The organism is Microbacter margulisiae (assembly GCF_014192515.1).
Classification (GTDB): domain Bacteria; phylum Bacteroidota; class Bacteroidia; order Bacteroidales; family Paludibacteraceae; genus Microbacter; species Microbacter margulisiae.
Genome location: NZ_JACHYB010000002.1, coordinates 896,579 through 921,898, shown reverse-complemented (window position 1 = coordinate 921,898; position 25,320 = coordinate 896,579). Strand labels below are relative to the sequence as shown.

Genomic DNA, 25,320 nt, shown 5'->3' with positions numbered 1-25,320 from the left:
TGACTAGTAAAGATTGAGCCGACCAATCATTACTTTATTAACCTGAGAAGGTCGGCAAAATGATTTTCTATAAATAAAATTTTAATCACATGAAGAAACAATTTATCCTAATTGTGGCATTTATGTCAATAGTGGGGATGCTTTATGCACAAACGCCCACCATTGACCTATCGCTCAAGAATGTGCCATTAAAAGCATGTCTCTCTGCCATTGAAAAACAGTGCGACTATACTTTTATGTATGACAATTCCATTAATACAGATCAACCGGTAACGGTTGAAGCTAGGCAAGCAAGTTTACCGGTTGTTTTACAGAAAGTATTTGAACATACCTCCATTCGTTACGAGATCGTCGGGAAACAGATTATTCTGAAAAATAAACCTGCAACATCGTCAATTACTTTTACGGGTAAGGTCGTTGATTCTCAAAATGAACCCTTAATCGGAGCTTCCGTGATAGTAAAAGGAACGTCGAAAGGCACGATTACCGATGTGCATGGTAATTTTTCAATATCGGATATTCCGCTGAATACCAATTTAGTGGTATCCTATATTGGATATAATAGCAAGGATATCGTAGCGAATTCTGCTCATCAGACAATAACACTATCCGAAAACAACAGGCAATTAAATGAAGTCGTTGTTGTGGGATATGGAGTTCAACAGAAAAAACTGATCACCGGAGCTACCGTTAATGTCAGCGGGCAAGATTTACAAAAGTTAAGTACGACCAATGCGCTGCAGGCTTTACAGGGTCAAACTGCCGGTGTTAATATTACAACCACTTCAGGACAACCTGGCGGTGGCATTAAAGTCAATATCCGGGGTGTTGGTACGATCGGAAACTCGAACCCTACCTATGTTGTAGATGGAGTGATCACGAATGACATCAGTTATTTGGACAATGCAGACATTGCTTCGGTTGATGTTTTAAAAGATGCCGCATCGGCAGCTATCTACGGGATCAATGGTGCAAACGGAGTTGTTTTAATTACTACGCGCGGTGGGAGCTTTGGCGTCAATGGAGCTCCAAAAGCACAAATTTCTTTTGATACCTATTATGGATTGCAGAATGTTGCCCGAAAATTAAGCCTGTTGAATGCTCCGGAATATGCAACCCTGCAAAATGAAGCTGCCATTAACTCAGGAGTAACTCCATTTTTTACGCAGGCTCAAATCAATGCTATGGGGCCTGGTACAAACTGGCTGGATGAAGTATTATCCAAGAATGTTCCCACGCAGAATTATAACATTGCTGCAACGGGTGGAAATGCAGCTTCGATGTATTCTTTGGCATTTTCCTATACCGATCAGGGAGGTATCATCGGAGGCGCTAGTTTATCGGATTATCAGCGGTATAATTTTCGGGTAAATACCGAAGATAAATTATATGGTAATTTCATGAAACTGGGAGAACATTTCACCTATTCGCACATCAACCAAAGAGGGATTCAGGATCAGGGGATATACAATAGCTCTCTACGGGGAGTCTTTAATACCAGCCCTTTTTTGGCCATGTATGATGCCAATGGAAATTTTTTGAATAGTACGAAATCAACATTTTACAACGGAGGACCATGGGATACCGGAGAAGCCAATCCCTATGCAATGATGTTGTATACCAACCAAAGCAGGACGAATTACGATAAGTTGTTAGGAGACGTTTACCTCTCCATTCAACCGGTTAAAGGCTTAACTGTTAAGTCGACGTTTGGATTGGAATACGATGGCAGCGCTTACCATGGGTATTCTCCGACATACGACCTTTCAGCCACTGCCATCAATACGACTGAATCCATTTCACAATCTTCTTCTGTAGGGTATACCTGGAATTGGGATAATACGGCTAATTATATCTTCAAAGTCAATAAAAATCATTTTGATGTATTGCTTGGTAACTCGATTCGCCAGTATACCGGATCTTGGTTATATGGTTCAAATCAAGGGAGCACCTTGTTTGGAAATTTGCAATACGCTTATTTAAGCAATTCGGCTATCACTTCTATTGCTGCTTCGACAAGTTCAACAGATACGAAGGTAGTCACTAACACGATTTCCTTAACAGGTAATGCAAACCCGGTTGTGGCACACTCTTCGTTCTTTGGCCGTATTAATTATGATTATAACGAAACTTACCTGGCTACGGTCGTTCTTCGTGCTGACGGATCGACCATGTTTGCACCAGGGTACCAATGGGGAGAATTCCCTTCGTTTTCTGCAGGATGGGTCATAACCAACGAAAAATTTATGGCCCCAACGAAAAATTGGCTGGATTTCCTGAAGTTACGGGGTAGCTGGGGGATCAACGGGAACGATAACATTTCCACCACTTTTGCCTATGAATCTTTAATTGCATTATCGAATGCAACCTATAATTTAGGCGGTACTGATGTCCCGGGTTCTTATCCAAACACGATCGGGACAAAGAATTTGAAATGGGAATCTTCCCATCAGCTTGACTTCGGTTTTGATGCCCGGTTGTTGGAAAATTTGAATGTGAATTTTGACTGGTATAACAAAACTACGAAAGATTGGCTGGTACAGGCTCCGTTACTGGCTACAGCAGGAGTTTCTACCCCTCCGTATATTAATGGCGGCGATGTAACAAACAAAGGAGTTGAAGTTCAATTGTCTTACAACAATCATATCGGAAGGGATTTCCACTATACAGTTACCGGCACCTACAGTTACAATAGAAATAATGTGACCAACATACCTACGGTGGACAGGATTATCCATGGAGGCACTAACATTTTATTTGCCAATTCCGGTGAATTCTATCGTGCACAAGCCGGAAATCCTATTGGATTTTTCTGGGGATACAAGACAGCCGGTATTTTCCAATCCGAAGCTGATGTGTTGGCCTGGAGAAGTAAAAGCGGAAAAGTGTTACAACCCAATGCCCAACCGGGTGATGTGAAATATGTAGATGTTAATGGCGATGGGGTTATCGATGCCAACGACAAAACTGATATCGGTGATCCGAATCCTCATCACATGTTTGGAGCTACGCTTTCCTGTACATTTAAAAACTTTGATTTCTCGGTCGATGCAAGCGGAGTCGCCGGAAATAAAATCGCACAATCCTATCGGGAAGAAGCCAGCCAGTATAGTAACTGGACAACGGCTATGTTGAACCGGTGGCATGGAGCAGGCACATCCAATACGATGCCTCGTGTCACTTTAAATAATAGCAACTGGGTCAATTTTTCAGATTTATATCTACAAAATGGGGCATATCTGAGAATTAATAACGTTACGTTGGGTTATGATTTTGCGAAACTGATCAATTGCAAATACATCCATCAATGCCGTTTGTATGGCTCCGTAGAGAACCTCTTTACCTTCACCAAATATAACGGAATGGATCCTGAAGTGGGATTCAGTACCCAGGGCGCCGGCTCAAACTATAATTTTGGTCAGGGTGTGGATGTTGGCATGTATCCTCGTCCCAGAACCTATTTGGTTGGCCTTAGTGTTAAATTCTAAAATGAAATACGAATATGAAAACATATAAGATTTTTACAATCGCTGTTGTTGCGATCCTCTCTTTGGGTTCTTGTACGAACTTTCTGACCACGCAACTCACAAGCTCAAAAACCAGTGACAGCTATTACCAGACACCTTCGGATGCCGCTACTGCGTTGGTTGGCTGTTATAATGGACTGGATCTGATATGGAACAGCGGAGTTGCAGTGCCATTGATGGCCGAAGTGGAGTCGGATAACTGTTTCGGAGGAACCGGAAGTTCGGATGGTTATGGGTATGAAATGATGGATGAGTTTAATAAATCTGTTTCTCCATCTGATGTTTCCCTATTTGAGGGTGATTGGGAAGCTTATTATCAAGCCATTTACCGTTGCAATACCCTAATTGGAAAAATAGGGCAGGTAAATTGGGGGAAGGATACGGCATCAGCAAAAACAGATGAAGGTGAGGCAAAATTTCTGCGAGCCTATTTGTATTATGATTTAGTACGCTTATTTGAGAAAGTACCTTTAATTACGGTTCCTACTATGGCGAATGTGCCGCAAGCCAGTCCTGACAGTACCTATGCCCAAATCATCAGTGATCTTAAATATGCTGCAGCAAATCTACCGTCAACGCCTTATCCCAATGTGGTGAACGGAAGGGCGACAAAATGGGCTGCTGAAGCTATGCTGGCACGTGTCTTTCTGTTTTATACAGGTTATTATGGGAAGGCCGATTGTGCAGGATTTACCAAAGCCGATGCTTTGGCAGCAATCGATGATGTGAGGGATAACAGTGGTTATGGGCTTGTAACCGATTATACCACGTTATGGCCCGCTGCTTCGGCTGCCAAAGGAGTGACCTATGCCGGCGAGGATAACAAGGAGGTTATTTTCTCGATTAAATATACCGGGAATGGGAATTATAGTGGAAATATTACCGGAAATCCCTTTGCTATTATGACCGGTATGCGTATTGGCGCTGGCGGCGGTACCAGCATTTATCCCTATGCTTACGGATGGGGTGCTGCTACTGTAGATCCGAAACTATGGAATGCTTTTAGCGCATCAGACAGCCGGCGCTTTGCTTCCATTACTTCCATTACGGACGAGGGGTTGGATACTAAATATACTACTATTACAGGGAAAGCATTTACCGGTGACAATAACCGCGAATATACCGGCTATTACCTGAAGAAATATAGCCCGATGTGCGATTCTTTAAATAATGCTCTCCCGAATACCAATTATTTAGTGGCACAACCACAGGATTATTTTGATATGCGTTATGCCGATGTATTGTTAATGGCGGCAGAATTAGAATTAGGGACAAATTCAGGGCAAGCGTTAATAGATTTCAATCGGGTACATACCCGTGCAGGATTAACGGCTGCAACTTCCATTACGTTGGCAGACATCATGAATGAGCGTCGATTGGAATTTGCAGGTGAAGGCATCCGCTATTGGGATTTGTTACGGCAGGGAATTCAAACGGCAGCAACTACCATCGTGGCAAATACTACTGCCTCTTATCTTAGTGACGGCACTTCATCTCCAGCCATTACCGTAGCGAATATTGAGGCTACCCGCGGATTTCAACAGATTCCTGAAAATCAAATCACATTGTCCGGAGGCGTTCTGAAACAAAATGCTGGCTGGTAATTACTCACTAATTAACACAATACTGATATGAAAAACAGATTTAAAATATTCTTTTCGCTATTGGGATTGAGTCTGCTCTTTACGGCATGTACGCCTGATAACCCACATATGGCTGCATTATTGGATAAAAGTGCCCTAAAATTTAGTGTGACTCAGGATCCCTCAAATCCTAATAAGGTTATTTTGACAAGTGAAACGCCTAACGTCACTCCGTATTGGGTTACCCCCATGGGAAATTCAACCAGGGTAGTGGATACGATTGATATTCCTTTTCCCGGGACAGATACTATTTATTATAGTGTTGAAGGCGCGGGAGGCCTTACTCAAGCGGATCCTTATGTGGTGAATATCACTACAATTGATCCGGCAGCTGTAAGCGGTCAAATGTGGGTTGATCTTGCCGGAGGGTATGGAAAATCGAAAACCTGGGTGTTAGATCTAAATCCTGCTGATGGTTCAAGTAAATTATTTAGCGGACCGATATATTTCGCTGGTTTAAACGCTGATGGTACGACATGGGAATGGGATGCCGCATGGTATAGTTGGGTTATGCCGTTAGGAGATTATGGAACCATGACTTTTAATTTGATTGGTAATGCAAATTTTAGCTCGGATAATAAAATGATACCTTCTTTAGGAGCTGCAAGTGGTCATTTTATGTTGTGGCCGGATCAAAATTTGTTGCAGACTTCTGGTGCACAACTTATACATTCTACATCACAAGGCACTGGTCAAAATTGGTTTGCAAAATTGAAGATTGTATCCCTGACTGCCAATGGATTGCAGATTATGGCTACAACTGACAATAGTAATTGGGTCTTTTACAACTATGTTTCTCAAGATTATTATAATTCTCATTAATTGCTTGGTTGGTATTAGTTGATAATAGGTTAGAGGCTGGTTGAACATGAAATTGGGTTTGAATTTGGTTTTATGTCAATCAGCCTCTATATTTTCTTAATTTCAGGATGAAGACCATGTGGCATCCTTTGATGTCACTGTTGTGAAGTATTAAAATTATCTACACTAAAGATTATTATGAATCGGATATCAAATGACAAACATTATCCAAACGCCACCATTAAAACAAGCCACATGAAGATCAATGAAATTTTTCGCATCAGCATTATATGTAGTGTTCTACTGTTATGTTCGTCGCAGATGAGGGCACAAATGGATTATTATCCGCCGGGATTTGATAGCATACCGTACCCTCAGGGGAAATTCAAGCCCACCGACCAGTCACTCAAGCAGTATCACTATCCGAAATGGTTCCGTGACGCCAAGTTTGGGATTTGGGCACATTGGGGGCCACAATCCGTACCAAGACATGGCGACTGGTATGCCCGGGATATGTACATTCAACACGGGCAAAGTTGGGAAACATCTGATTACAAGGATCACCTAAAAAGATACGGCCATCCCTCGAAGTTTGGCTACAAAGATATCATCCCCCTGTGGAAAGCACAGAAATGGGATCCGGCCAAACTGATGGCCCTTTACAAGAAGGTAGGCGCCAAATACTTTGTCAGCATGGGAGTCCACCATGACGATTTCTTTCTGTGGAACTCCAAACTCCACAAGTGGAACGCAGTCAACTACGGGCCACACAAAGACGTAGTAGGCATCTGGGAAAAAGAAGCCAGGAAAGAAGGCCTCCATTTCGGTGTATCGGAACACCTGGGGGCAAGTTACACCTGGTTCCAGAAAGCCCACAGCATGGATACCACAGGCCCGATGAAAGGCGTACCCTATGATGCGAATAACCCGAAATATTTTGATTTATACCATCGCAAGGCAGCCCCGGGAGATAACGGGTGGCTGACGAATAATCCGGAATGGCAGCATGAATGGTATTATAGCATACGGGAGTTGATCGATAAATACCACCCCGATCTCCTGTACTCTGACAGCGCCCTTCCTTTTGGGAATATCGGGCGAAGCCTCATTGCCCATTTTTATAATGACAATATGGCACAACACGATGGGCAACTGGAAGCCGTGTATACCTGCAAGGAACCCTCGCAGGGGCGCTTTGTCCAGGACATGGAACGCGGGGTGATGGACACCATCAGCCAATATCCGTGGCAAACGGACACCTCCATAGGGGATTGGTTTTACCGGACCGGCCAACAATATAAAAGCGCAACAGAGATTATCCAGATGCTGGTGGATATCGTCAGTAAAAACGGGAACCTGTTGATAAATGTTGTCCAGACACCCGAAGGGAACCTGGAACCGGATATGCTGCACATTTTGCATGGCATTGCCCAATGGACGGCGGCCAACGGAGAAGGTATCTATGGATCACGCCCCTGGAAAATATATGGGGAAAACCCGGCCAACGCCAAAGAAGTGAAAAGTGGGATGTTTAACGAAAGCAAGCTGCAATACAGCGCACAGGACATACGCTTTACCACAAAGGGGAAGACTCTCTATGCCTTTTGTCTTGGCCAGCCAACGGGGGCTATCCGTATTGTGTCATTGCGTAAAAACAATCCATACGAAAAGAAGGCCATTGCTTCCATCACAATGCTAGGCAGTAAGGAACATGTGAGATGGCATCAGCAAGACGATGCCTTAGTGATCGACAAACCGGCAGTACTCCCTGCATGGAAAGTACTTGGATTTAGAATCACGTTCAGAAACAAATAATTCTTTTGATCATCCTTGATTAACAGTATGAACAAGGAGGGAGAAAATATATAATTAAGTTTGAAAAATATGAATGTCATAATCAGAATGAGAGCATTGTTATTATTGCTTTTTATTCATAGTTCTGTGTTTCTCTATAGTCAGAATGACCAAGCGTTCACAGAACCGCGGGAAAGGATTAATATCAACCGCGAGTGGAAGTTTAAATTAGGTGATCATCCCGGAGCAGAAGCGACATCATATGATGATAAGGCGTGGAGTACTATAAATTTACCACATAATTTTAGTATCCCCTATTTTCGGTCACCGCATTGGTATACTGGATATGGTTGGTATCGTAAATATTTTAATGTTCCTGCTCAATGGAAATCCAAACGGATATTTGTAGAATTTGAAGGCGCTTTTCGTGTAGCACAAATATATGTCAATGGCCATCTGGTTGGCATACACAAAGGAGGTTACACGGGTTTTTCTCTGGATATTACGGATTGGGTGCAGACCGGGAGAAATGTGTTGGCAGTCCGGTTGAATAATGACTGGAGTCCACGGCTGGCACCCCGTAATGGTGACTTTAATTTTACAGGAGGAATTTATCGTGATGTTTATCTTGTTGTTACGAATCAGGTACATGTTACCTGGTATGGTACCTTTGTGACAACACCTAATCTTTCCAGGAAATCTGGCATTGTTAATATTAAAACAGAAATAAGGAATGACAGCAATAAAACAGGATATTATACATTAACAACAGACATTGTAAATCCTTGCGGAAAAATTGTATCCACTGTTTCTTCGAGTGTGATAATCCCGGATGATTCGACTATTGCGTTTGACCAAACCACAACTTCGATAAAAGCGCCTAAACTTTGGAGTCCGCAACACCCTTTTATGTATAAGGCAGTAAGTATTATTCTGGAAGGAAAAGATACGATCGATAAATACATAACGCCTTTTGGATTCAGATGGATAAAATGGACAGCAGATAAAGGCTTTTTTCTGAATGGTAAACATTATTATTTTAGAGGAGCCGATGTTCACCAGGATCATGCTGGGTGGGCCAGTGCGGTTACCGACGCAGGGATACTTCGTGATGTTCGTATGATCAAAGATTGCGGTATGGATTTTATACGAGGTTCCCACTATGCGCACTCGCCTTCATTTTCAGATGACTGTGATACACTGGGGATTTTGCTTTGGGAAGAGAATGATTTTTGGGGATCCGGAGGTACGCAACAAGAGACCGGAAATTGGTATGATGGAGCCGGAGCTTATCCAATGAATGCGCAAGATCAGCCTTATTTTGAAGAAAGTGTGAAGAACGATCTTCGGGATATGATTCGCATTCACCGCAATCATCCGTCTATAATTGTATGGAGCATGTGTAATGAACCCTTTTTTACCGATGCAAGTACCATGCCTCGCGTAAGACAATTTTTAAAAGAACTGGTTCAATTATCGCATAAGCTGGATCCGACACGTCCCGCAGCAATAGGAGGTTGCCAAAGGGGAAACATAGACAAGATAGGTGATGTTGCCGGATATAATGGAGACGGTGCCAGATTATTTATTAATCCCGGGATTCCCAATGTTGTTACTGAATATGGTTCAACTATTGCAAAACGACCCGGACAATATGCCCCAGGTTGGGGAGATCTGCAGCAGAAAAAATTTTCATGGCGAAGCGGGCAGGCCATATGGTGTGGCTTTGATTATGGTACCCGGGCCGGGGATTTCGGTATGATGGGCATGATTGACTATTTTCGCCTACCTAAAAACATATGGTATTGGTACCGCAATAAATACAGACATATCCCCCCGCCTCCTCCAGCCATACAAGGTATTCCTGCCAAATTGAAACTGACGGCAGACAAAACTACCATTTCCAATACGAATGGGACTGATGATGTTCAACTCATTGTTTCTGTTTTAGATAAAAATGGAAAGCAGCTTAGCAATTCCCCTGATGTAACATTGCAAATTGTATCGGGTCCAGGAGAATTTCCTACAGGGAACTCGATAACCTTTAAGCACAATTCGGATATTGATATTAGAGATGGAAAAGCAGCCATTGAGTTCCGTTCCTATTATGGAGGACAAAGCATAATCCGGGCAATGTCGCCGGGTTTACAAAGTGATTCTGTTATGATTGAAACAAAGGGTTCTCCTCGTTATATCGAAGGAGTAACGCAAAAAACCGTGTATCCTCCTTACGTTCGTTATACTCTGAAAAAGGAATCCGCTAATAAAGATCAAAAAGTAGATATAGCTTTTCAGAAACCAACCCTGGCCAGTAGCGAAATGCCAGGGAAGTTAGCAAGTCAGGCTAATGATAAGGACACGACCACGATATGGCAGTCCGAGGCCAATGCTCCTGTAAAATGGTGGCAGGTAGACCTTGAAAATCTATATACGATTTCCGAAATAAAATTGTTGCTGCCTCCGGGGGAATCAGAAGCATATACTATTGAAGTTTCCAAAGATAATCAACACTGGACAACTATAGCTACTCAAAATGTAATGAACAAAAATGCAAGGTATTGCAATTGTGATGTAGATTCTAAAGTCGTTGTACGTTTTCTGAAGATAACTTTCACGGATTCGATCAATAGGCCTGCTTCAATTAAAGAGATTATGGTTTATGGCACTCCTGTTAATTAGCAGGCTGGGATTTTCTTTGAGTTATAAATTTCATGGATTGGTAGATGAGGTGTAACATCATTAAAATAGACTTACAATGAATGCTTATGTGCTATTTTGAATGTTCATTGAGTTTCTGGTGAGTTGATTTATTTTGTCGAAGCTAGCAAAAATGGAGAGATAATAGATCATATATAATTTGATCTTTATTTGTTGTAATATTCTGTTTTGTAGTTTTGTATATATGTTTTATTCTATTCCTAATTATACATGACCGTAGCAAAATGCAACAAATATGGTAGTTGTATGCAACAAAATAATACCATGATCCTGTAAAATTACAGATATTTTTGTGATGGCAATTATACCAATAGTTTGGCAACAAAATGTTCATATTAAGCCGTTATAATGTTGTATAACAAGATTTTAGGTTTAATGTGGGAGACAGTAAATTCTTATGTAGAGAATAATGACGTTTCTATTTAATGTTACGACATATTCTAACTGTTTGATATGTAATATACTAAATCGATAACAACAATGACAAAGATCAAGATTCTATTTTCATCCATGTTTCTGTTTATTTTTGGATGTTTATTGCATGCACAAGTACTATATGTTGGAACGAATTACCATCCTCAGGATGATAAAAATATTGAAAAAATAAAACACGATATTGAACTAATGAAGGCAGCCGGGTTTAATGTTGTTCGTATGGGACATTTGGCTTGGGATAGCTATGAGCCTTCTGAAGGGAAATACGATTTCGGTTGGTTTGACAGCGTTATGGACATGATGCATAAAGCCGGAATTAAAGTAATTCTGGATATAGCAGTACGACCTGCACCGATCTGGCTACATGCTAAATATCCATCCATTAATGTAACAGACCCGGAAGGCAAAGTGCTATACCCGAACCACCGTTATATGGATGACATAGGGGATCCCATGTTTCAGAAGTATGCGTTAGAGTTTGCAGATACTCTTTCAAAGCATTATGCGAAGTATCCCGCATTGTTGGCTTTCGGGATTGACAACGAATCCGGCGATGGCCCTATTTCTTATTCCGAAACAACAAGACAAAGGTTTATTATCTGGCTGAAGAAGAAATATACGACTGTCAATAATTTAAATAAAGCATGGGCAAGCCAGCGTTGGTCGCGAAGAATAGATAACTTTGATGAAGTTGGACTTCCCGTATCAGGCCAGATAGATGGCCCTCCCGAAAGAATGCTCGATTTCAGACGTTTTATTTCAGACGAAGTCAACCAATATCTTTTTAAGATCATAAACAAGGTACATGCTAATGCACCCAATGTTTTGCTGACTACTAATGCCTGGTATTATAGTCCGCTGCGATATTTCGATTATGCCCCCATTGCTTATTCGGGTAAAATGACCCGGGAAGGGGACGGGTTTTATCCGGGGAATTCCCTGATTGACAATACCGGCCTTTATGGCGCTGCATTCGGAATCGTACGCATTCAATATGAAAGTACGAATCCTTTTTGGTGTACTGAGTTTACGTCCCATAATGCTGTGCCAAATTCAATCCGTAAGTCAGCCTATGCTTCATTGATGTATGGAAACCAAATGGTTTGCGGATGGACATGGCAAAGTATGTGGGGAGGTGAAGAACAATACCTGGAAGGCATGACAGACTGGGACGGCATTCCAAATAGAAAATATTACGAATACAAAAAGATCGCCACAGAATTTAAGAAGATAGAAAAATATTTTCCTTATAAAGAGAAAGCAGAAGTGGCTTTGGCTTTTTCCTTCCCAAGCCAAATTGTTAGTTATGCTTATTCAGAACAACATGAAAATCAGGTACAAACCTGTTTTGACCAGTTTTTTAACCGAAATATGGATGTAAGAATGGTTGATATCCGGCGAAGCGATTTAAAATACAAATTATTAATTTTACCAGGTGTGGCCGTTATGGATTCGGTAACAGCAAAAAAAATCCGTGACTTTGTATCGAATGGAGGTACAGTGGTGATGACAAGTTATTCAGCTCTGGTAGATACTGCAAATCAGGTATTTGCCAGTACTCATCCGGGCTTGTTGAATGATGTCTTCGGAATCCGGGTGGGAAGCTATGAACTTGTTAATGCAATGAATGAATTATCGAGACTTTCCTATAAAGGAGATCATATACGCGTGAGTTACAACGGGGAAAATATTGAGACTCATTCTTCCCAATATGATGTAATTCAACCGAAAGGTGCTAAAGTACTCGGATATATAACCAGTCTGGATCAAAATTACCCGATTATTACTTCGAATACGTATGGTAAAGGAACGGCCATTTATATCGGTTTACCGGCAAGAGGAGCTTTATTAAGTCCATTATTGGATGATTTGATCAATAAACTTGCCATTCAAAAAGGACCGGATGTTCCTGCCGGTGTCATGGCAAGACAGATCGACAAAAACCATATCCTGTATTTGAATATAAGCGATGCACCCAAAGAGATTCCTATGAAAGGAGCATCCAAGAGTATTCTCTACGATAAAGATTATTCCGGCAACTTTACCATAGCACCGAACGAACCTGAATTTATTGAATTAAAGTAAGTTGTTAATCCTATAAAATATCTTGATTTCAAGCTGATTATTAAAACACAGAAGATGAGTAAAATTCTAATTGCTGTTTTGTTGATGCAGTTGCCTTTGTTTGCCAATGCTCAATATCAGACCCATCCCAATGTCAAAGGCAAGAGCTATTATGTAAATCCAATTTTTGCCGGAGATTATCCCGATCCAAGCATACTACGTGTTGGGGACGATTACTATATGGTCAATTCATCTTTCCAATATTATCCCGGGTTATTAATATGGCATTCCAAAGATTTGATTAACTGGATGCCCGTAACGCATGCTCTGCACAAATATGTGGGTTCGGTTTGGGCTCCCGATTTAGTTAAGTACGACAACAAATACTATATCTATTTTCCTGCAAATAATACGATTTATGTGGTTACCGCCAGTTCAGTTAATGGTCCCTGGAGCAGTCCGGTTGATTTGAAAATCAGTAATGGCTGTATCGATCCCTTTCACTTTGCCTATAAAGGGAAAAGATACCTGTATTTTAGTAATGGAGGGTATGTCCCTTTATCAGACGATGGGCTTTCGGTTACAGGTACATTAAAAATTGCATATGGAGGTTGGCCGATACCCTCTGATTGGAGTATTGAATGTTTCTGTCTGGAAGGCCCAAAACTTATGAAGCGGGGTGATTATTATTATCTGACAGTAGCTGAAGGTGGAACAGCAGGCCCTCCTACCAGCCACATGGTCATTTCAGCTCGTTCAAAGTCCCCTTTTGGCCCTTGGGTGAATTCGCCGTACAATCCTATTATTCATACCAGGTCGATTGCAGAGACATGGTGGTCGCAAGGACATGGCACACCTTTCGAAGATACAACCGGAAAGTGGTGGATCGTTTTTCACGGATATGAAAAAGGTCATTATAACATGGGACGTCAAACCTTACTCGAACCTATCGAATGGACAAAAGACGGTTGGTTTAAAGTTCCCAAAGGCATCGAAACCGATAAACCCATCAAAAGGCCCGAAGGAACTTCTTTGCCTTCAAAGTTTACTTTAAGCGATACGTTTGATGGGCCTGCATTGCATCCGCAATGGCAATTTTTTGACGAATACGACACCAGCAGATACCATTTTGTCAATTCCTGCCTGGCGATTAAAGGGGAAGGTGATTCGGCTGCCAATTCTCATCCGTTGTTGTGCACCGCGTCGAATCATTCATACATAGCCCAGGTAGAAATGTTCCTGCAAGGGAAAGCAACCGGTGGACTGGTGCTTTTTTATAACAGTTCGGCACAATCAGGAATATTAGCAGAACAAGGAAATATTTTGGCTGATCTTCGCGGTTGGCAGTTTGTTGCCAAAAAAGCAGTTATTAAGGATCACGTATTTCTTCGACTAAAGGTTATAAACAGCATCGTAGATATGTATTACAGCCTTGATGGAAAACGGTGGAATAAAATAGAAAATTCTTTTGACACTTCTTGCTATAATCATAATGCGTTCGGGGGATTTTTAAGTGTAAGAATTGGTCTTTGTTCCATGGGTGACGGGATAGTTAGGTTTGAAAATTTTGTGTATAAACCAATAAAATAGATAGTGGTTTTGAGAAACATGGACGGACGGATAATAGATGTTTAATACTGAAACGTATTTTCTTCTGCGTTGTAAACGAGGAGGAGAATGATAATATTATGAGTTGCTCTCGAAATCCAACGAGTATTCAGTTTTTTGTAAAGAAGGTTTTTTAGAAGAAGTACAACGATTATCTTAAATGTGATAGCATGATTAATCCCTAATTCAATATAGCGATGAGCCGTATTATTTTTTTAGTTGCGACCTTTATGTTGCTTATTGTTATACCCAGTAATGCCCAACAACCAGCTCCTGTGAAAGTGGAGGATGGGTTATTGCAAGGGAAGTTCGAAAATGGATTGACGGTTTATTTGGGCATCCCCTTTGCCGCGCCGCCTGTGGGCAACTTAAGATGGCGGCCTCCACAACCTGCAGCAAAATGGGATGGCATTCGACAAGCCACCACGTTTGCCCCTTCGCCGATGCAGACCGGCAACCCACCGGCAGGAAAAAGCGAAGACTGCCTTTATCTGAATGTATGGACACCTGCAAAATCGGACGATGAACATTTGCCGGTACTTGTCTGGATTTACGGTGGCGGGTTTAGCACCGGATCAACAGCCGAGTCCTGGTACGATGGCGAAAAACTAGCCCAAAAGGGAGTCGTCTTTGTCAGTATTGCTTACCGGGTTGGCCCGCTTGGTTTTTTGGCAGAGCCTGAACTAAGTGCAGAGAACCCTCATCATGTTTCGGGTAACTATGGTTTGCTCGATCAGATTGCCGGATTGCAATGGGTACAAAAGAATATTGCCGCATTTGGTGGCGATCCGAAAAAAGTAACCATCTTCGGAGAGTCGGCAGGTGGAATTTCAGTTAGCATGTTGTGCGCTTCTCCTTTGGCAAAAGGACTTTTTCGTGGTGCTATTTCACAAAGTGGTGGCTCATTTGGACCCACGCGAGGGAAGACCTATCCCGGTGAAAATATGAAAACCCTCAAGCAGGCTGAGGATGAAGGCCTGGCGTATGTTCATCAAGCCGGGGCAACCTCCATTGCCGAACTTAGAAAAATGGATGCCGATAAATTGCCTATGGGTTGGGACGTTGGATGTTCGTGGCCTGTTGTTGACGGGTATGTCATCCCTGATTGTCAGTATGCAATGTACAAAGCCGGGAGTTACAACGACGTCCCAGTGCTTATCGGTTATAATTCTGATGAAGGATTGTCTTTTATGCCTGGAAGGACACCCCGGGAATATATAAAGTGGGTCAAAGCCCGGTATGGAAAATTTGCCTGTGCATTGCTAAAGGCGTATCCTTGTGGTGAACATTCAGTTACCCGAACTGCCCGCAACCTTTCACGCGATGCCGCTTTTGGATGGCATAACTGGACATGGGCACGGCTTCAGTCCAAAACAGGAAAATCAAAAGTATATTACTATTTTTTCGACCAACATCCGGATTATCCTAAGGGTTCACCCAAATATGGTGATGGCTCGCCGCATGCACAGGATGTTGTCTATGTGTTTCAGCATATAGACCCGTCGAATACTCAGACGACAAAATCCGATTTGGAGATTTCCAAAGCGATGGGCACATACTGGATTAATTTTACGAAGTATGGCAATCCGAATGGAAAAGGTGTACCTGAATGGCCTGCTTTTACCAACAGCAATCCCAAGGTGATGTATTTTGGCCCGACACCGCATATTGGCCCGGTGCCTAATGCCAAATCGCTTAAAGTACTTAATGCTTATTTCAAATGGCGTATGACACCACAAGGAGAGGCTTGGGCGAAATAATGATGATGCCAATGAAAATATGTAAAGCTTTCATGTTGAACGAAGCAAAATCCGTCTGCCAGATGGAAAGGAACCAGAAATTAAATGGATGGATTACATTTTGCAGGATAGTAGTTGTCTTGTTGTTACTGAATCCTGCAAAAGGGGACGGACAAAGTATCCGGCAAAACGGTGCATGCATAAGGGTCAGAGAAAATTTTGATTTCGATTGGCAATTTCACAAAGGCGACATTGCAATGAAACATGTTGTCAAAGCCGGAGGCCAGGGGGGGATAACGGATGTGAACGTGCCGGTTCTTAACCAGCCAGATACCGTTATTGATTATACGAATACTAACAGTGCCAGGGTATTTTATCCTCGTGATTGGAAAGAGGTCAACCTTCCGCACGACTGGGTGGTGGAAGGCCCTTTTGTACCTGATGATAATTTGGGTAGCCAACCTGGAGCCAATGGATATTTGCCCACCGGTATTGGGTTTTACCGGAAAGAATTTGCAATACCTGCATCAGACGAAGGCCGAAAAATATCCATCGAGTTTGAAGGGATTTTCAGGAATAGTACCGTTTGGGTGAATGGACATCTTTTAGGACATCATTCAAGCGGCTATACTCCATCGAATTACGATTTGACAGATTTTTTGCGCTATGGCAATGAAGGTAAAAATGTTATTCTGGTAAGAGTTGATGCCCGGCAACCTGAAGGTTGGTGGTATGAAGGTGGTGGTATTTACAGACACGTTTGGCTTATTGTAACCGACAGGTTGCATGTAGCCAGGTTTGGTACTTATATAACCACCCCGCATATTTCGAAAGAAGAAGCGACAGTGAGCCTTAAAACCACGTTAAAAAACGAGTACGATGTAGCTAAAAAAGTGATGCTTATTTCGAAAATTGTTGATAAAAGAGGTGTTGTTCTGGATACAAAAACCTCGTCACAAACTATTGCACCGTTGTGCACAACTGAAATAGCACAGACAGGTGCTATCCACAAACCCATGCTGTGGTCTCCCGAAACTCCAAATCTGTACAAAGTATTGACAGAAGTTTCTACGAATGGAAAAATCGTTGATACATATGAGACTACTTTTGGTGTCAGGACAATCGTGATCAATCGCAACGGTGTCTTTCTTAACGGAAAACTTTACCCTGTGAAAGGAACCTGCAATCATCAGGATTTTGCAGGTATTGGCGTTGCACTTCCTAACAAAATAAACTGGTACAAATTAAAACTGCTCAAAGAAGTTGGAAGTAATGCTTACCGTTGTTCGCACAATCCTCCTTCACCGGAGTTACTTGATATGTGCGACAGTATGGGAATGCTCGTTTTAGACGAGAACCGTCTTTTGTCGAGTAGTAAGGAAGGATTAAATGATTTGAAAACCATGTTGTATCGTGACCGTAACCATCCTTCAATCTTTATGTGGAGCATGGAAAATGAAGAATGGCTTGAAGGAACTACAATGGGCAGGAGAATCCTCAAAACAATGGTAGAAACCACTCACAAAATTGATCCTACCCGTCCCGTGACAGCAGCAATGAATCATGGACGCAACGAAAACGGATATTGCGATGTACTCGATGTTGTGGGTTACAACTATGGTGACAAGGGAATGGCTTATGTGAAAGATCATCAAAAATACCCTAACCGGATAGAATTCTGCACTGAGTCTACAAGTTTTGTCTCTACACGTGGCGAATATGCCAATGATTGGGGAAAAGGCTATGTGTCGAACCTCACTAAATGGGAACCAAACTGGGGACCTTTTCCTGGTGAAGACTGGGCGGATATTGTGAAGTATCCTTACCTTGGTGGAACCTTTGTTTGGACAGGGTTCGATTACAGGGGAGAACCTACGCCTTATAGATGGCCGTGCGTCACTTCTCAGTTTGGGTTTATGGATATTTGTGGGTTCCCCAAAGATGGATATTATGCGTACAAGGCAGCATGGACTAATAAGCCGGTAGTTCATATATTTCCTCATTGGAACTGGCCAGGGAAAGAGGGAGACAGTATTCAAGTGCACTGTTATACCAACTGCCAGGAAGTGGAATTGTTCCTCAACGGAAAAAGTATAGGAAAACAAAAAGCAGTTCCTTTCCATCAATTGATTTGGAATCTTGTGTATGAACCCGGCAAATTAGAAGCTTGGGGTTATAAAGGAGGGAAAGTAGTAACCAAGGATATTGTAGAAACTACGACTGCTCCTTCACAGGTTGCATTAAACAGTGATTGTAGCACACTCAAAGCTGATGGTTGTGATGTTTCGGTGATCAGGATAGCGATTAAAGATGCAAAGGGTAGGGTAGTGCCTACAGCCGATAATCTTGTAAAATTCTCTATTGAAGGTCCCGGTAAAATCATTGGTACCGGTAACGGCAACCCAAGTAGCCACGAACCCGATAAAGCCAGCCAGCGTAAAGCTTTTAACGGATATTGCCTGGTAATTGTTCAGTCCGATAAGCAAATCGGTGAAATTCGATTAAAAGCTTCTTCTGAATCGCTTAAAAGTGACGAAGTTGATATAAAAGTTGAATGACTTGATCCACAAACTTTCCATTCAAAAAGGGCCGGAGGTTCCCTTCAGGTGTCATGTCAAGGCGGATTGCCCCCCCCCACTATATTTGAACATAAGCGAGACCCTTAAAGAGATTCCTATGAAAGAAAGATCAAGAAGTATTCTTTACGATAACGCCGGAAGAGCCGGAATTTATAGAAATTAAACAGATAAATTATTAGGAGTATGATTAAGTATTTGTTGTGTGGAATCATTCTTTCAGTGTGTTCAATCAGCTTTAGCTATGCCCAAACGGCACCTCCTCTCCCATGTGGTCCTGTCCCAAGTGCAAATCAAATGCGATGGCAGGAAATGGGATATTATGCATTCATCCATTTTTCATTAAATACCTATACCAATCAGGAATGGGGATATGGAAATGAAAGTGTCAAGTTGTTTAATCCTAAAAGACTAAACCCTGACCAGTGGGCCCGGATTGCTAAAAAAGCAGGAATGAAAGGGATTATTCTGGTGGCAAAACACCACTGTGGCTTTTGTCTTTGGCCATCAAAGTATACAGACTATTCTGTGAAAAGCGCTCCCTGGAAACATGGCAAAGGAGACGTGGTTCGCGAACTTGCCAAAGCTTGTAAAAAATACGGACTAAAACTGGGTATTTATTTGTCGCCTTGGGATAGACATAGCGCAGACTATGGAAGTCCTGCATACATCACTTATTTTCGAAATCAACTAAAAGAACTCCTCTCCAACTACGGACCTATTTTTGAAATCTGGTTTGATGGTGCAAATGGAGGTTCGGGTTGGTATGGCGGCACAAATGAAACCCGGATGATTGATCGTAAAACGTATTACGATTGGAAAAATACCTACAAACTGGTTCGTAAACTACAACCGAATATAGTAATCTGGAATGATGGAGGAGATCGTGCTGATTTGCGCTGGGTCGGAACCGAGGCAGGTTCAGTCGGCGCAACAAACTGGAGTTTGTTAGATAGTACAGGTGATGTACCTTATAATATGTTACATTATGGTGTGGAAAATGGGAATGCGTGGGTGCCCGCTGAAGTAAATACTTCCATTCGACCAGGATGGTTTTATCATAAAAGTGAAGACAGCAAGGTGAAAACATTGCCACAGCTTATGGATATTTATTATCATTCGATTGGCCGTAATGCCAATTTATTACTTAGTTTTCCTATTATGCCCAGTGGGTTAATTAATAAACGGGATGAGAAAGCTGTTTTGGAATTTGCCAAAGCTGTTAAGGAAGCATTTGCTGTTGATTTGGCGAAAAATATGAAAACCACTGCCTCTAACGTTCGAGGTAACAGCGAAGAATATGGAGCTGACAAAGCTGTTGACAATGATCAAAACACGTATTGGGCTACTGATGATAGTGTAACAAAAGCCTCATTGACAATAGATTTTGGCAAACCAACTACTTTTAACCGTTTTTTAGTGCAGGAATATATCCGTTTGGGACAACGCGTGAAAGCTTTCACAGTTGAGGCTCTTGTTGACAACACTTGGAAAGAAGTAGCCAAAGCAACAACAATCGGATATAAACGTATTCTTTGTTTTCCAAGCATAAAGGCAACAAAAGTGCGTCTCAATATTACCGATTCGAAATGTTGTCCTTTAATTTCCAATATTGGAATTTATGATGCGCCGCAAATCCTGACTTCTCCTTCTATTATTAGAAATCAATCCGGTGACATAATAATAACCCCGGCAGATAAAGAATCGATTGTCTACTATACATTGGACGGAAGCGACCCAACCCCGAAATCAAAAACATATACCGGTCCTTTTCCAACAGAAGGGAAAGTGGAAGTGAAGGCGATTGCATACAGTCCTACTTCAGGTAAAAGTAGCCCTGTATGTCAGGAAACATTCGACATTTCCCGAAAGGATTGGAAGATTATTGGAATCAACGATGAAAAAGCATACGCAATATTAGACGGAGATCCAACTACTGCATGGCATCAAAGCAGTGACAAAAAATTGCCTGTTGATTTGGTTATCGATTTAGGTAAGGAAGAAAATCTCTGTGGTTTCAGATATCTACCAGATCAGAACCAATGGGGGGGTGGCATCATTACCAATTACCAGTTTTATGTTTCGCAGGATAATAAAAAATGGAATCTGATCAGTCAGGGAGAATTTTCGAATATAAAAAACAACCCATTGTGGCAAATCAAAAATTTTCCGGCGGTAAAAGCCCGTTATATCAAATTTAGGGCTTTGCATAATACAGAGGGAGATAACAATATAGGATATGCCGAAATCGGTGTAATTACAGAATAATTGGCACTATGAAGGTAATTAAGAAAATATTCAACGTATTTTTTGCCTTGTTTTTGCTAAGCATAAACGTTGAGGCACAAACAACTTTTTTTGTTTCTCCCAAAGGCAATGACACTAATCAGGGGACACAAGCCAGGCCTTTTGCTTCAATAAGCAGGGCTGTAGATGTTGCCAGGGAAACGCCGGGAAAAGTTGTAGTATATCTTAAAGGTGGCACGTATTACCTAAACCATCCGATTGTTTTTACTTCCGAAGATTCCCCGGGAAAAAACGTGTCACTCACAATAAGAAATTTTAAAAATCAGCAAGTGACCGTTAGCGGGAGTGTCGCTTTACATTTGAAATGGACGATTTATAAAAACGGCATCTGGCAGGCAAAAGTGGAAAAGAAACTGATTTTTGATGAATTGTTTGTCAACGGACAATTGCAACATATGGCGCGGTATCCAAATTACAACCCTGCTGCTCATTTTTTTGGAGGAACGTCCGCCGATGCCATTTCCAAGGAACGGGTTGCCCGCTGGAAATCGCCTGCAGGAGGATATGTACATGCCTTGCATCCATGTGAATGGGGCGATGTCCACTACCTTATCACTGGGAAAAATGACAAAGGAGATCTTACGCTTGAAGGAGGATGGCAAAACAATCGTCCGATGGGTATGTCTAAAAAGTACCTTTTTGTGGAGAATATTTTTGAGGAGCTGGATACTGTGAACGAGTGGTTCTACAATAAAAAGACCCAAATATTGTATTACTATCCTCCTAAAGGATTGAATCTCAAAACAGCAAAATTTGAAACGCCGCAGATTGCTCATCTGTTTGAGTTCAGAGGCTCGGCTGCTAACCCGGTTCAGAACATCACGGTAGAAGGGTTGACCCTTACACAAACCTTACGCACATTTATGGAAAATAAGGAACCACTACTACGTAGCGACTGGACAATATATCGTGGTGGCGCTGTCTTTTTTGAGGGTGCGGAGAAATGTTCCCTTGAAAATTGTACGCTACATAATTTGGGTGGCAATGCGGTGTTTTTTAGCGATTTTAATCGATATTGCACCGTGTCAGGTTGTCTGATTTCCGATATTGGCGCAAGTGCAATTTGCTTTGTTGGAGATCCGAAAGCCGTGCGTTCACCATGCTTCAACTATTACCAGTTTGTTCCACTCGATAAGTTGGATTGTACTCCTGGCCCTAAAACGAACAACTATCCTGCTAAATGCGAAGTTTATGATAACCTGATGTTCAACCTCGGACAGGTAGAAATACAATCGGCAGGAGTAGAATTGTCCATGTGTCAAAGCATTACCGTAAGTCATAACACTATTTACGATGTGCCACGTGCCGGCATCAATGTTAGTGAGGGAACCTGGGGCGGTCATACAATCGAATATAACGATGTGTTCAATACTGTGGAAGAAAGCGGTGACCATGGATCGTTTAATTCGTGGGGACGCGACCGTTATTGGCGCGCCGATAAGAGAGTGTTGGATTCGATTGTTGAAAAAAACTTTAATCTCGCCCTGCTGGATGTGGTGAAACCGATTACCATTCAAAACAACCGTATGCGTTGTGATCATGGCTGGGACATCGATTTGGACGACGGTTCTAGTAATTATATCATCCGTAACAACCTGTGTCTGAATGGAGGTATCAAACTTCGCGAAGGTGTCGATCGTGTTGTAGAAAACAACATTATGATAAACAATACTTTTCATCCTCATGTATGGTTTAAAAACTGCAATGATATATTCATGCACAATATCGTTTCGATGGGATATCAACCTATTAACGTGGAAAGTTGGGGCAAAGAAGTTGACTATAATGTTTTTCCTGATTCGGCTTCGCTTAAGGCAGCGCAAGACAGGGGCATCGATAAACATTCGGTGTGTGGGAGACTTGAATTTGTCAATCCGCGGGCAGGTGATTTCCGATTAAAAGCCGGATCGATAGCTTTTTCTGTTGGTTTCAAAAATTTTGCAATGGACAATTTTGGAGTTGTTTCTCCGAGATTGAAAGCCCTGGCAAAAAAAATACCTATACCTTCAGTACATGTAAGTGAGAAAATGGCTACTGATAAAATAATAGATTTCATGGGGGCTCAAGTGAAGAATCTTAATTCACTTGATGAACGTTCAGCTACGGGCATGGACAGCACTCGGGGCGTGTTTGTAGTTAAAGTGACTGCCGGATCAGTGGCAGCCGGTTTTTTGCAGGCCAATGATGTGATCCTGTCTTTCGACAACAGGGAAATCAACAACCTGGATGATTTGTCCGCAGCCCGTATGTCGGTGATCGGAACAAATACTGAAGTTGTGCTATTCCGAAACCAGAAAAAGTTAAAAGAACGGGTTGAATTAAAGATGAAATGAGCCAATATGTACAAAAAGAATCGATGTTTTTACCAAAGAATCCGAATTCTTTTGCAAAGTAAAAAGGGTTTATGGAACAAGAAACCGCAATGGATATCATTAACACATTGAACACACTATAGATATAAACAAACAAATCAGATTACAACTCCTGTTCGACGTAGGCTGAGGTCATACACCGAATCCTTTACATACTATGGCGAACAGGGGCTTGTGTTACTCAGTTATTCGATCATTCATTCATTTTTACCCGCCTGTCCGGCTAGAGAACAGAAAATCTGTTAATCAAATAAGCACATAGTATCAAAGTGATTTTTTAATGAGCGACTATCTAAACGAGATATCCCCTGTACGTTATTTCTCTTTTTATGTATATTTGTCATGAATTAAGTATATCGGGGGAAATGTGTTTTAAAACGTGAATGATATTCATGAAAATGCTCTTTCAATGACGGGGGAATTGGCTATGTCACCCATCCTTATCCACACAAACGCACGCCGCCGTATGTCCCGAAATGGGAAGAAGATTTTGGATTCGCCGCCAATAAATATCCGGTCATTGCTACTGAAATCGGCTTTACGTTGGGAGACGGCAGTATAAAAGATAATGGCGATTATGGAAAGGCAATTATTCAATATCTTGAAGGGAGAGGCATAAGCTGGATATGGTGGGTGTATGATCCTCAATGGACTCCCGGCATGATTGAATCGTGGAAGACATTTAAATTGACGGATTGCGGCAAATTCTTTGAAAAAGCGGCAAAAGGAGAAATTGACAAATAAGTAAGTAATCAAAATTAAGCGACACTATGAGAGTAGTTAATAAACATACTTTTTCCAATAGCTGCCAACGTTCTGTTGGTGGTATAGAAAAGTGTGTCTGTACTGCCATAGTCCTGTGGTCTGATCCATTTTCCCTTCAATATTCTCCAAAGCGTTTCAGCGATATTCAAGTATGGGGAATATGGCGGCAGGTAGAAAAGGAAAAGTTCTCTTTTCTCCCAGACCGGACGCAACTCCCTTATTTTATGATTGCGATGGACGGTCGCATTATCCAGTACCACAAAGGTTTGCTCACGCACATGAAACGAAAAGGCGTCGAGGAAATCGACAACCTTGTCTGCGGTGATACTCTCAGTGGTGGTAAAACCCTGATAATGATTTCTTCGGTCAATCATTCCAAAGATGTTCAGTCTTGCACTTCGTTGGGAGACAATGCCTACATCCTCTCCTGGCAACTGCCAACCGTAGGGGACGTACCCTTCGGTACAAATATGGCTCTCATCGGCATAGTAGAGAGCGATACGTCCCTCTCTTTCCTGTTGTTCAAGTTCTTGCAGCTTCTCATACTTGTATTGATAAAGCTGCGGCGAGGGGACTCCCCTTGGGCGTTTCCTTATACGCTTATATCTTGCGTCAATGCTGATAAAAAACGTTTGAAGGTCAGATCACTCGCCTCTTTCCCGGTAGCTTCCTGCCAAGCGACTTTGGCTTTGCTCACACTCTGCCTGTCTTGTTCGATCGCTGTGCGCACAGCCTGTTCGTCTGAGCAATCCATGATCGGTTTCCGACCTCGACCCGAACGAGTTTCCAATCCGGCAATACCTTCTGATAAAAAGCGTTTTACCCACGAATTCACCGATACAAAACTCATCTCGGTTTGTGCGCCTGCTTTGGCTGAAGACAGACCATCCCCCTTGAGAAGAACTGCTCGGCAACGCATGCGCAAACAGTGGCTCGCGCCCTTGCGGAAGCCATGCTCCAGTTCCCCTCGT

15 protein-coding genes are annotated in these 25,320 nt (G+C 42.1%); 13 read left to right on the top strand and 2 right to left on the bottom strand.

The features are described 5' to 3' along the window. Positions 1–89: 89 nt before the first annotated feature. From FHX64_RS12835 to FHX64_RS12775, 13 genes are all read left to right on the top strand, one after another. The gene (locus FHX64_RS12835) at positions 90–3,488 is read left to right on the top strand and encodes a SusC/RagA family TonB-linked outer membrane protein (RefSeq protein ID WP_246392479.1); all 3,399 of its coding nucleotides are present in this window, start codon (positions 90–92) and stop codon (positions 3,486–3,488) included. A 14-nt stretch (positions 3,489–3,502) separates the two neighbouring features. Beyond that, positions 3,503–5,131: a RagB/SusD family nutrient uptake outer membrane protein gene (locus tag FHX64_RS12830; protein ID WP_183414229.1), complete on the top strand. Its 1,629-nt coding sequence runs from the start codon at positions 3,503–3,505 to the stop codon at positions 5,129–5,131. 27 nt (positions 5,132–5,158) lie between these two features. Further along, positions 5,159–5,992: a hypothetical protein gene (locus tag FHX64_RS12825; protein ID WP_183414227.1), complete on the top strand. Its 834-nt coding sequence runs from the start codon at positions 5,159–5,161 to the stop codon at positions 5,990–5,992. 234 nt (positions 5,993–6,226) lie between these two features. After that, the gene (locus tag FHX64_RS12820) at positions 6,227–7,786 is read left to right on the top strand and encodes an alpha-L-fucosidase (protein WP_246392477.1); all 1,560 of its coding nucleotides are present in this window, start codon (positions 6,227–6,229) and stop codon (positions 7,784–7,786) included. Between the two features lie 69 nt (positions 7,787–7,855). Further along, a complete protein-coding gene (locus FHX64_RS12815; RefSeq protein WP_246392476.1) occupies positions 7,856–10,444 on the top strand; it encodes a glycoside hydrolase family 2 protein in 2,589 nt (862 codons plus the stop codon). Between the two features lie 519 nt (positions 10,445–10,963). Next, complete coding sequence (locus FHX64_RS12810; protein ID WP_183414225.1) at positions 10,964–13,003, top strand: beta-galactosidase; 2,040 nt, start codon at positions 10,964–10,966, stop codon at positions 13,001–13,003. Between the two features lie 54 nt (positions 13,004–13,057). Then, complete coding sequence (locus FHX64_RS12805) at positions 13,058–14,572, top strand: family 43 glycosylhydrolase (protein ID WP_183414223.1); 1,515 nt, start codon at positions 13,058–13,060, stop codon at positions 14,570–14,572. Between the two features lie 215 nt (positions 14,573–14,787). Further along, the gene (locus FHX64_RS12800; RefSeq protein WP_183414221.1) at positions 14,788–16,350 is read left to right on the top strand and encodes a carboxylesterase/lipase family protein; all 1,563 of its coding nucleotides are present in this window, start codon (positions 14,788–14,790) and stop codon (positions 16,348–16,350) included. A gap of 11 nt (positions 16,351–16,361) precedes the next feature. Then, positions 16,362–18,887 carry a beta-galactosidase GalA gene (gene galA, locus FHX64_RS12795; RefSeq protein ID WP_221202212.1) on the top strand — a complete coding sequence of 842 codons (2,526 nt, stop codon included), beginning with the start codon at positions 16,362–16,364 and terminating at the stop codon, positions 18,885–18,887. Positions 18,888–19,091: 204 nt separating this feature from the next. After that, positions 19,092–21,173, top strand: coding sequence for a discoidin domain-containing protein (locus FHX64_RS12790; RefSeq protein ID WP_183414220.1), 2,082 nt, complete (start codon positions 19,092–19,094; stop codon positions 21,171–21,173). A gap of 8 nt (positions 21,174–21,181) precedes the next feature. Further along, complete coding sequence (locus FHX64_RS12785) at positions 21,182–23,545, top strand: PDZ domain-containing protein (protein WP_183414218.1); 2,364 nt, start codon at positions 21,182–21,184, stop codon at positions 23,543–23,545. A 418-nt stretch (positions 23,546–23,963) separates the two neighbouring features. After that, positions 23,964–24,146 (top strand): hypothetical protein, encoded by a 183-nt coding sequence (locus FHX64_RS12780; protein WP_183414216.1) that lies wholly within the window; start codon positions 23,964–23,966, stop codon positions 24,144–24,146. Beyond that, entirely contained in the window at positions 24,128–24,328 is a 201-nt protein-coding gene (locus FHX64_RS12775; RefSeq protein WP_183414215.1) for a hypothetical protein, read from the top strand. Before FHX64_RS12780 ends, FHX64_RS12775 begins: the two co-directional genes overlap by 19 nt. Before the next feature lie 14 nt (positions 24,329–24,342). Here the strand turns inward: FHX64_RS12775 and FHX64_RS12770 are convergent, their stop codons facing one another. Then, complete coding sequence (locus FHX64_RS12770; protein WP_183414530.1) at positions 24,343–24,945, bottom strand: IS630 family transposase; 603 nt, start codon at positions 24,943–24,945, stop codon at positions 24,343–24,345. Beyond that, complete coding sequence (locus FHX64_RS12765) at positions 24,942–25,268, bottom strand: helix-turn-helix domain-containing protein (protein WP_246392474.1); 327 nt, start codon at positions 25,266–25,268, stop codon at positions 24,942–24,944. Before FHX64_RS12765 ends, FHX64_RS12770 begins: the two co-directional genes overlap by 4 nt. Positions 25,269–25,320 lie beyond the last annotated feature (52 nt).

What these genes read in the sequence shown, in the direction of transcription:
- FHX64_RS12835 (WP_246392479.1), top strand. Translation starts at nt 90, where the DNA reads ATGAAGAAACAATTTATCCTAATTGTGGCATTTATGTCAATAGTGGGG.
- FHX64_RS12830 (WP_183414229.1), top strand. Translation starts at nt 3,503, where the DNA reads ATGAAAACATATAAGATTTTTACAATCGCTGTTGTTGCGATCCTCTCT.
- FHX64_RS12825 (WP_183414227.1), top strand. Translation starts at nt 5,159, where the DNA reads ATGAAAAACAGATTTAAAATATTCTTTTCGCTATTGGGATTGAGTCTG.
- FHX64_RS12820 (WP_246392477.1), top strand. Translation starts at nt 6,227, where the DNA reads ATGAAGATCAATGAAATTTTTCGCATCAGCATTATATGTAGTGTTCTA.
- FHX64_RS12815 (WP_246392476.1), top strand. Translation starts at nt 7,856, where the DNA reads ATGAATGTCATAATCAGAATGAGAGCATTGTTATTATTGCTTTTTATT.
- FHX64_RS12810 (WP_183414225.1), top strand. Translation starts at nt 10,964, where the DNA reads ATGACAAAGATCAAGATTCTATTTTCATCCATGTTTCTGTTTATTTTT.
- FHX64_RS12805 (WP_183414223.1), top strand. Translation starts at nt 13,058, where the DNA reads ATGAGTAAAATTCTAATTGCTGTTTTGTTGATGCAGTTGCCTTTGTTT.
- FHX64_RS12800 (WP_183414221.1), top strand. Translation starts at nt 14,788, where the DNA reads ATGAGCCGTATTATTTTTTTAGTTGCGACCTTTATGTTGCTTATTGTT.
- galA (WP_221202212.1), top strand. Translation starts at nt 16,362, where the DNA reads ATGAAAATATGTAAAGCTTTCATGTTGAACGAAGCAAAATCCGTCTGC.
- FHX64_RS12790 (WP_183414220.1), top strand. Translation starts at nt 19,092, where the DNA reads ATGATTAAGTATTTGTTGTGTGGAATCATTCTTTCAGTGTGTTCAATC.
- FHX64_RS12785 (WP_183414218.1), top strand. Translation starts at nt 21,182, where the DNA reads ATGAAGGTAATTAAGAAAATATTCAACGTATTTTTTGCCTTGTTTTTG.
- FHX64_RS12765 (WP_246392474.1), bottom strand. Translation starts at nt 25,268, where the DNA reads ATGCGTTGCCGAGCAGTTCTTCTCAAGGGGGATGGTCTGTCTTCAGCC.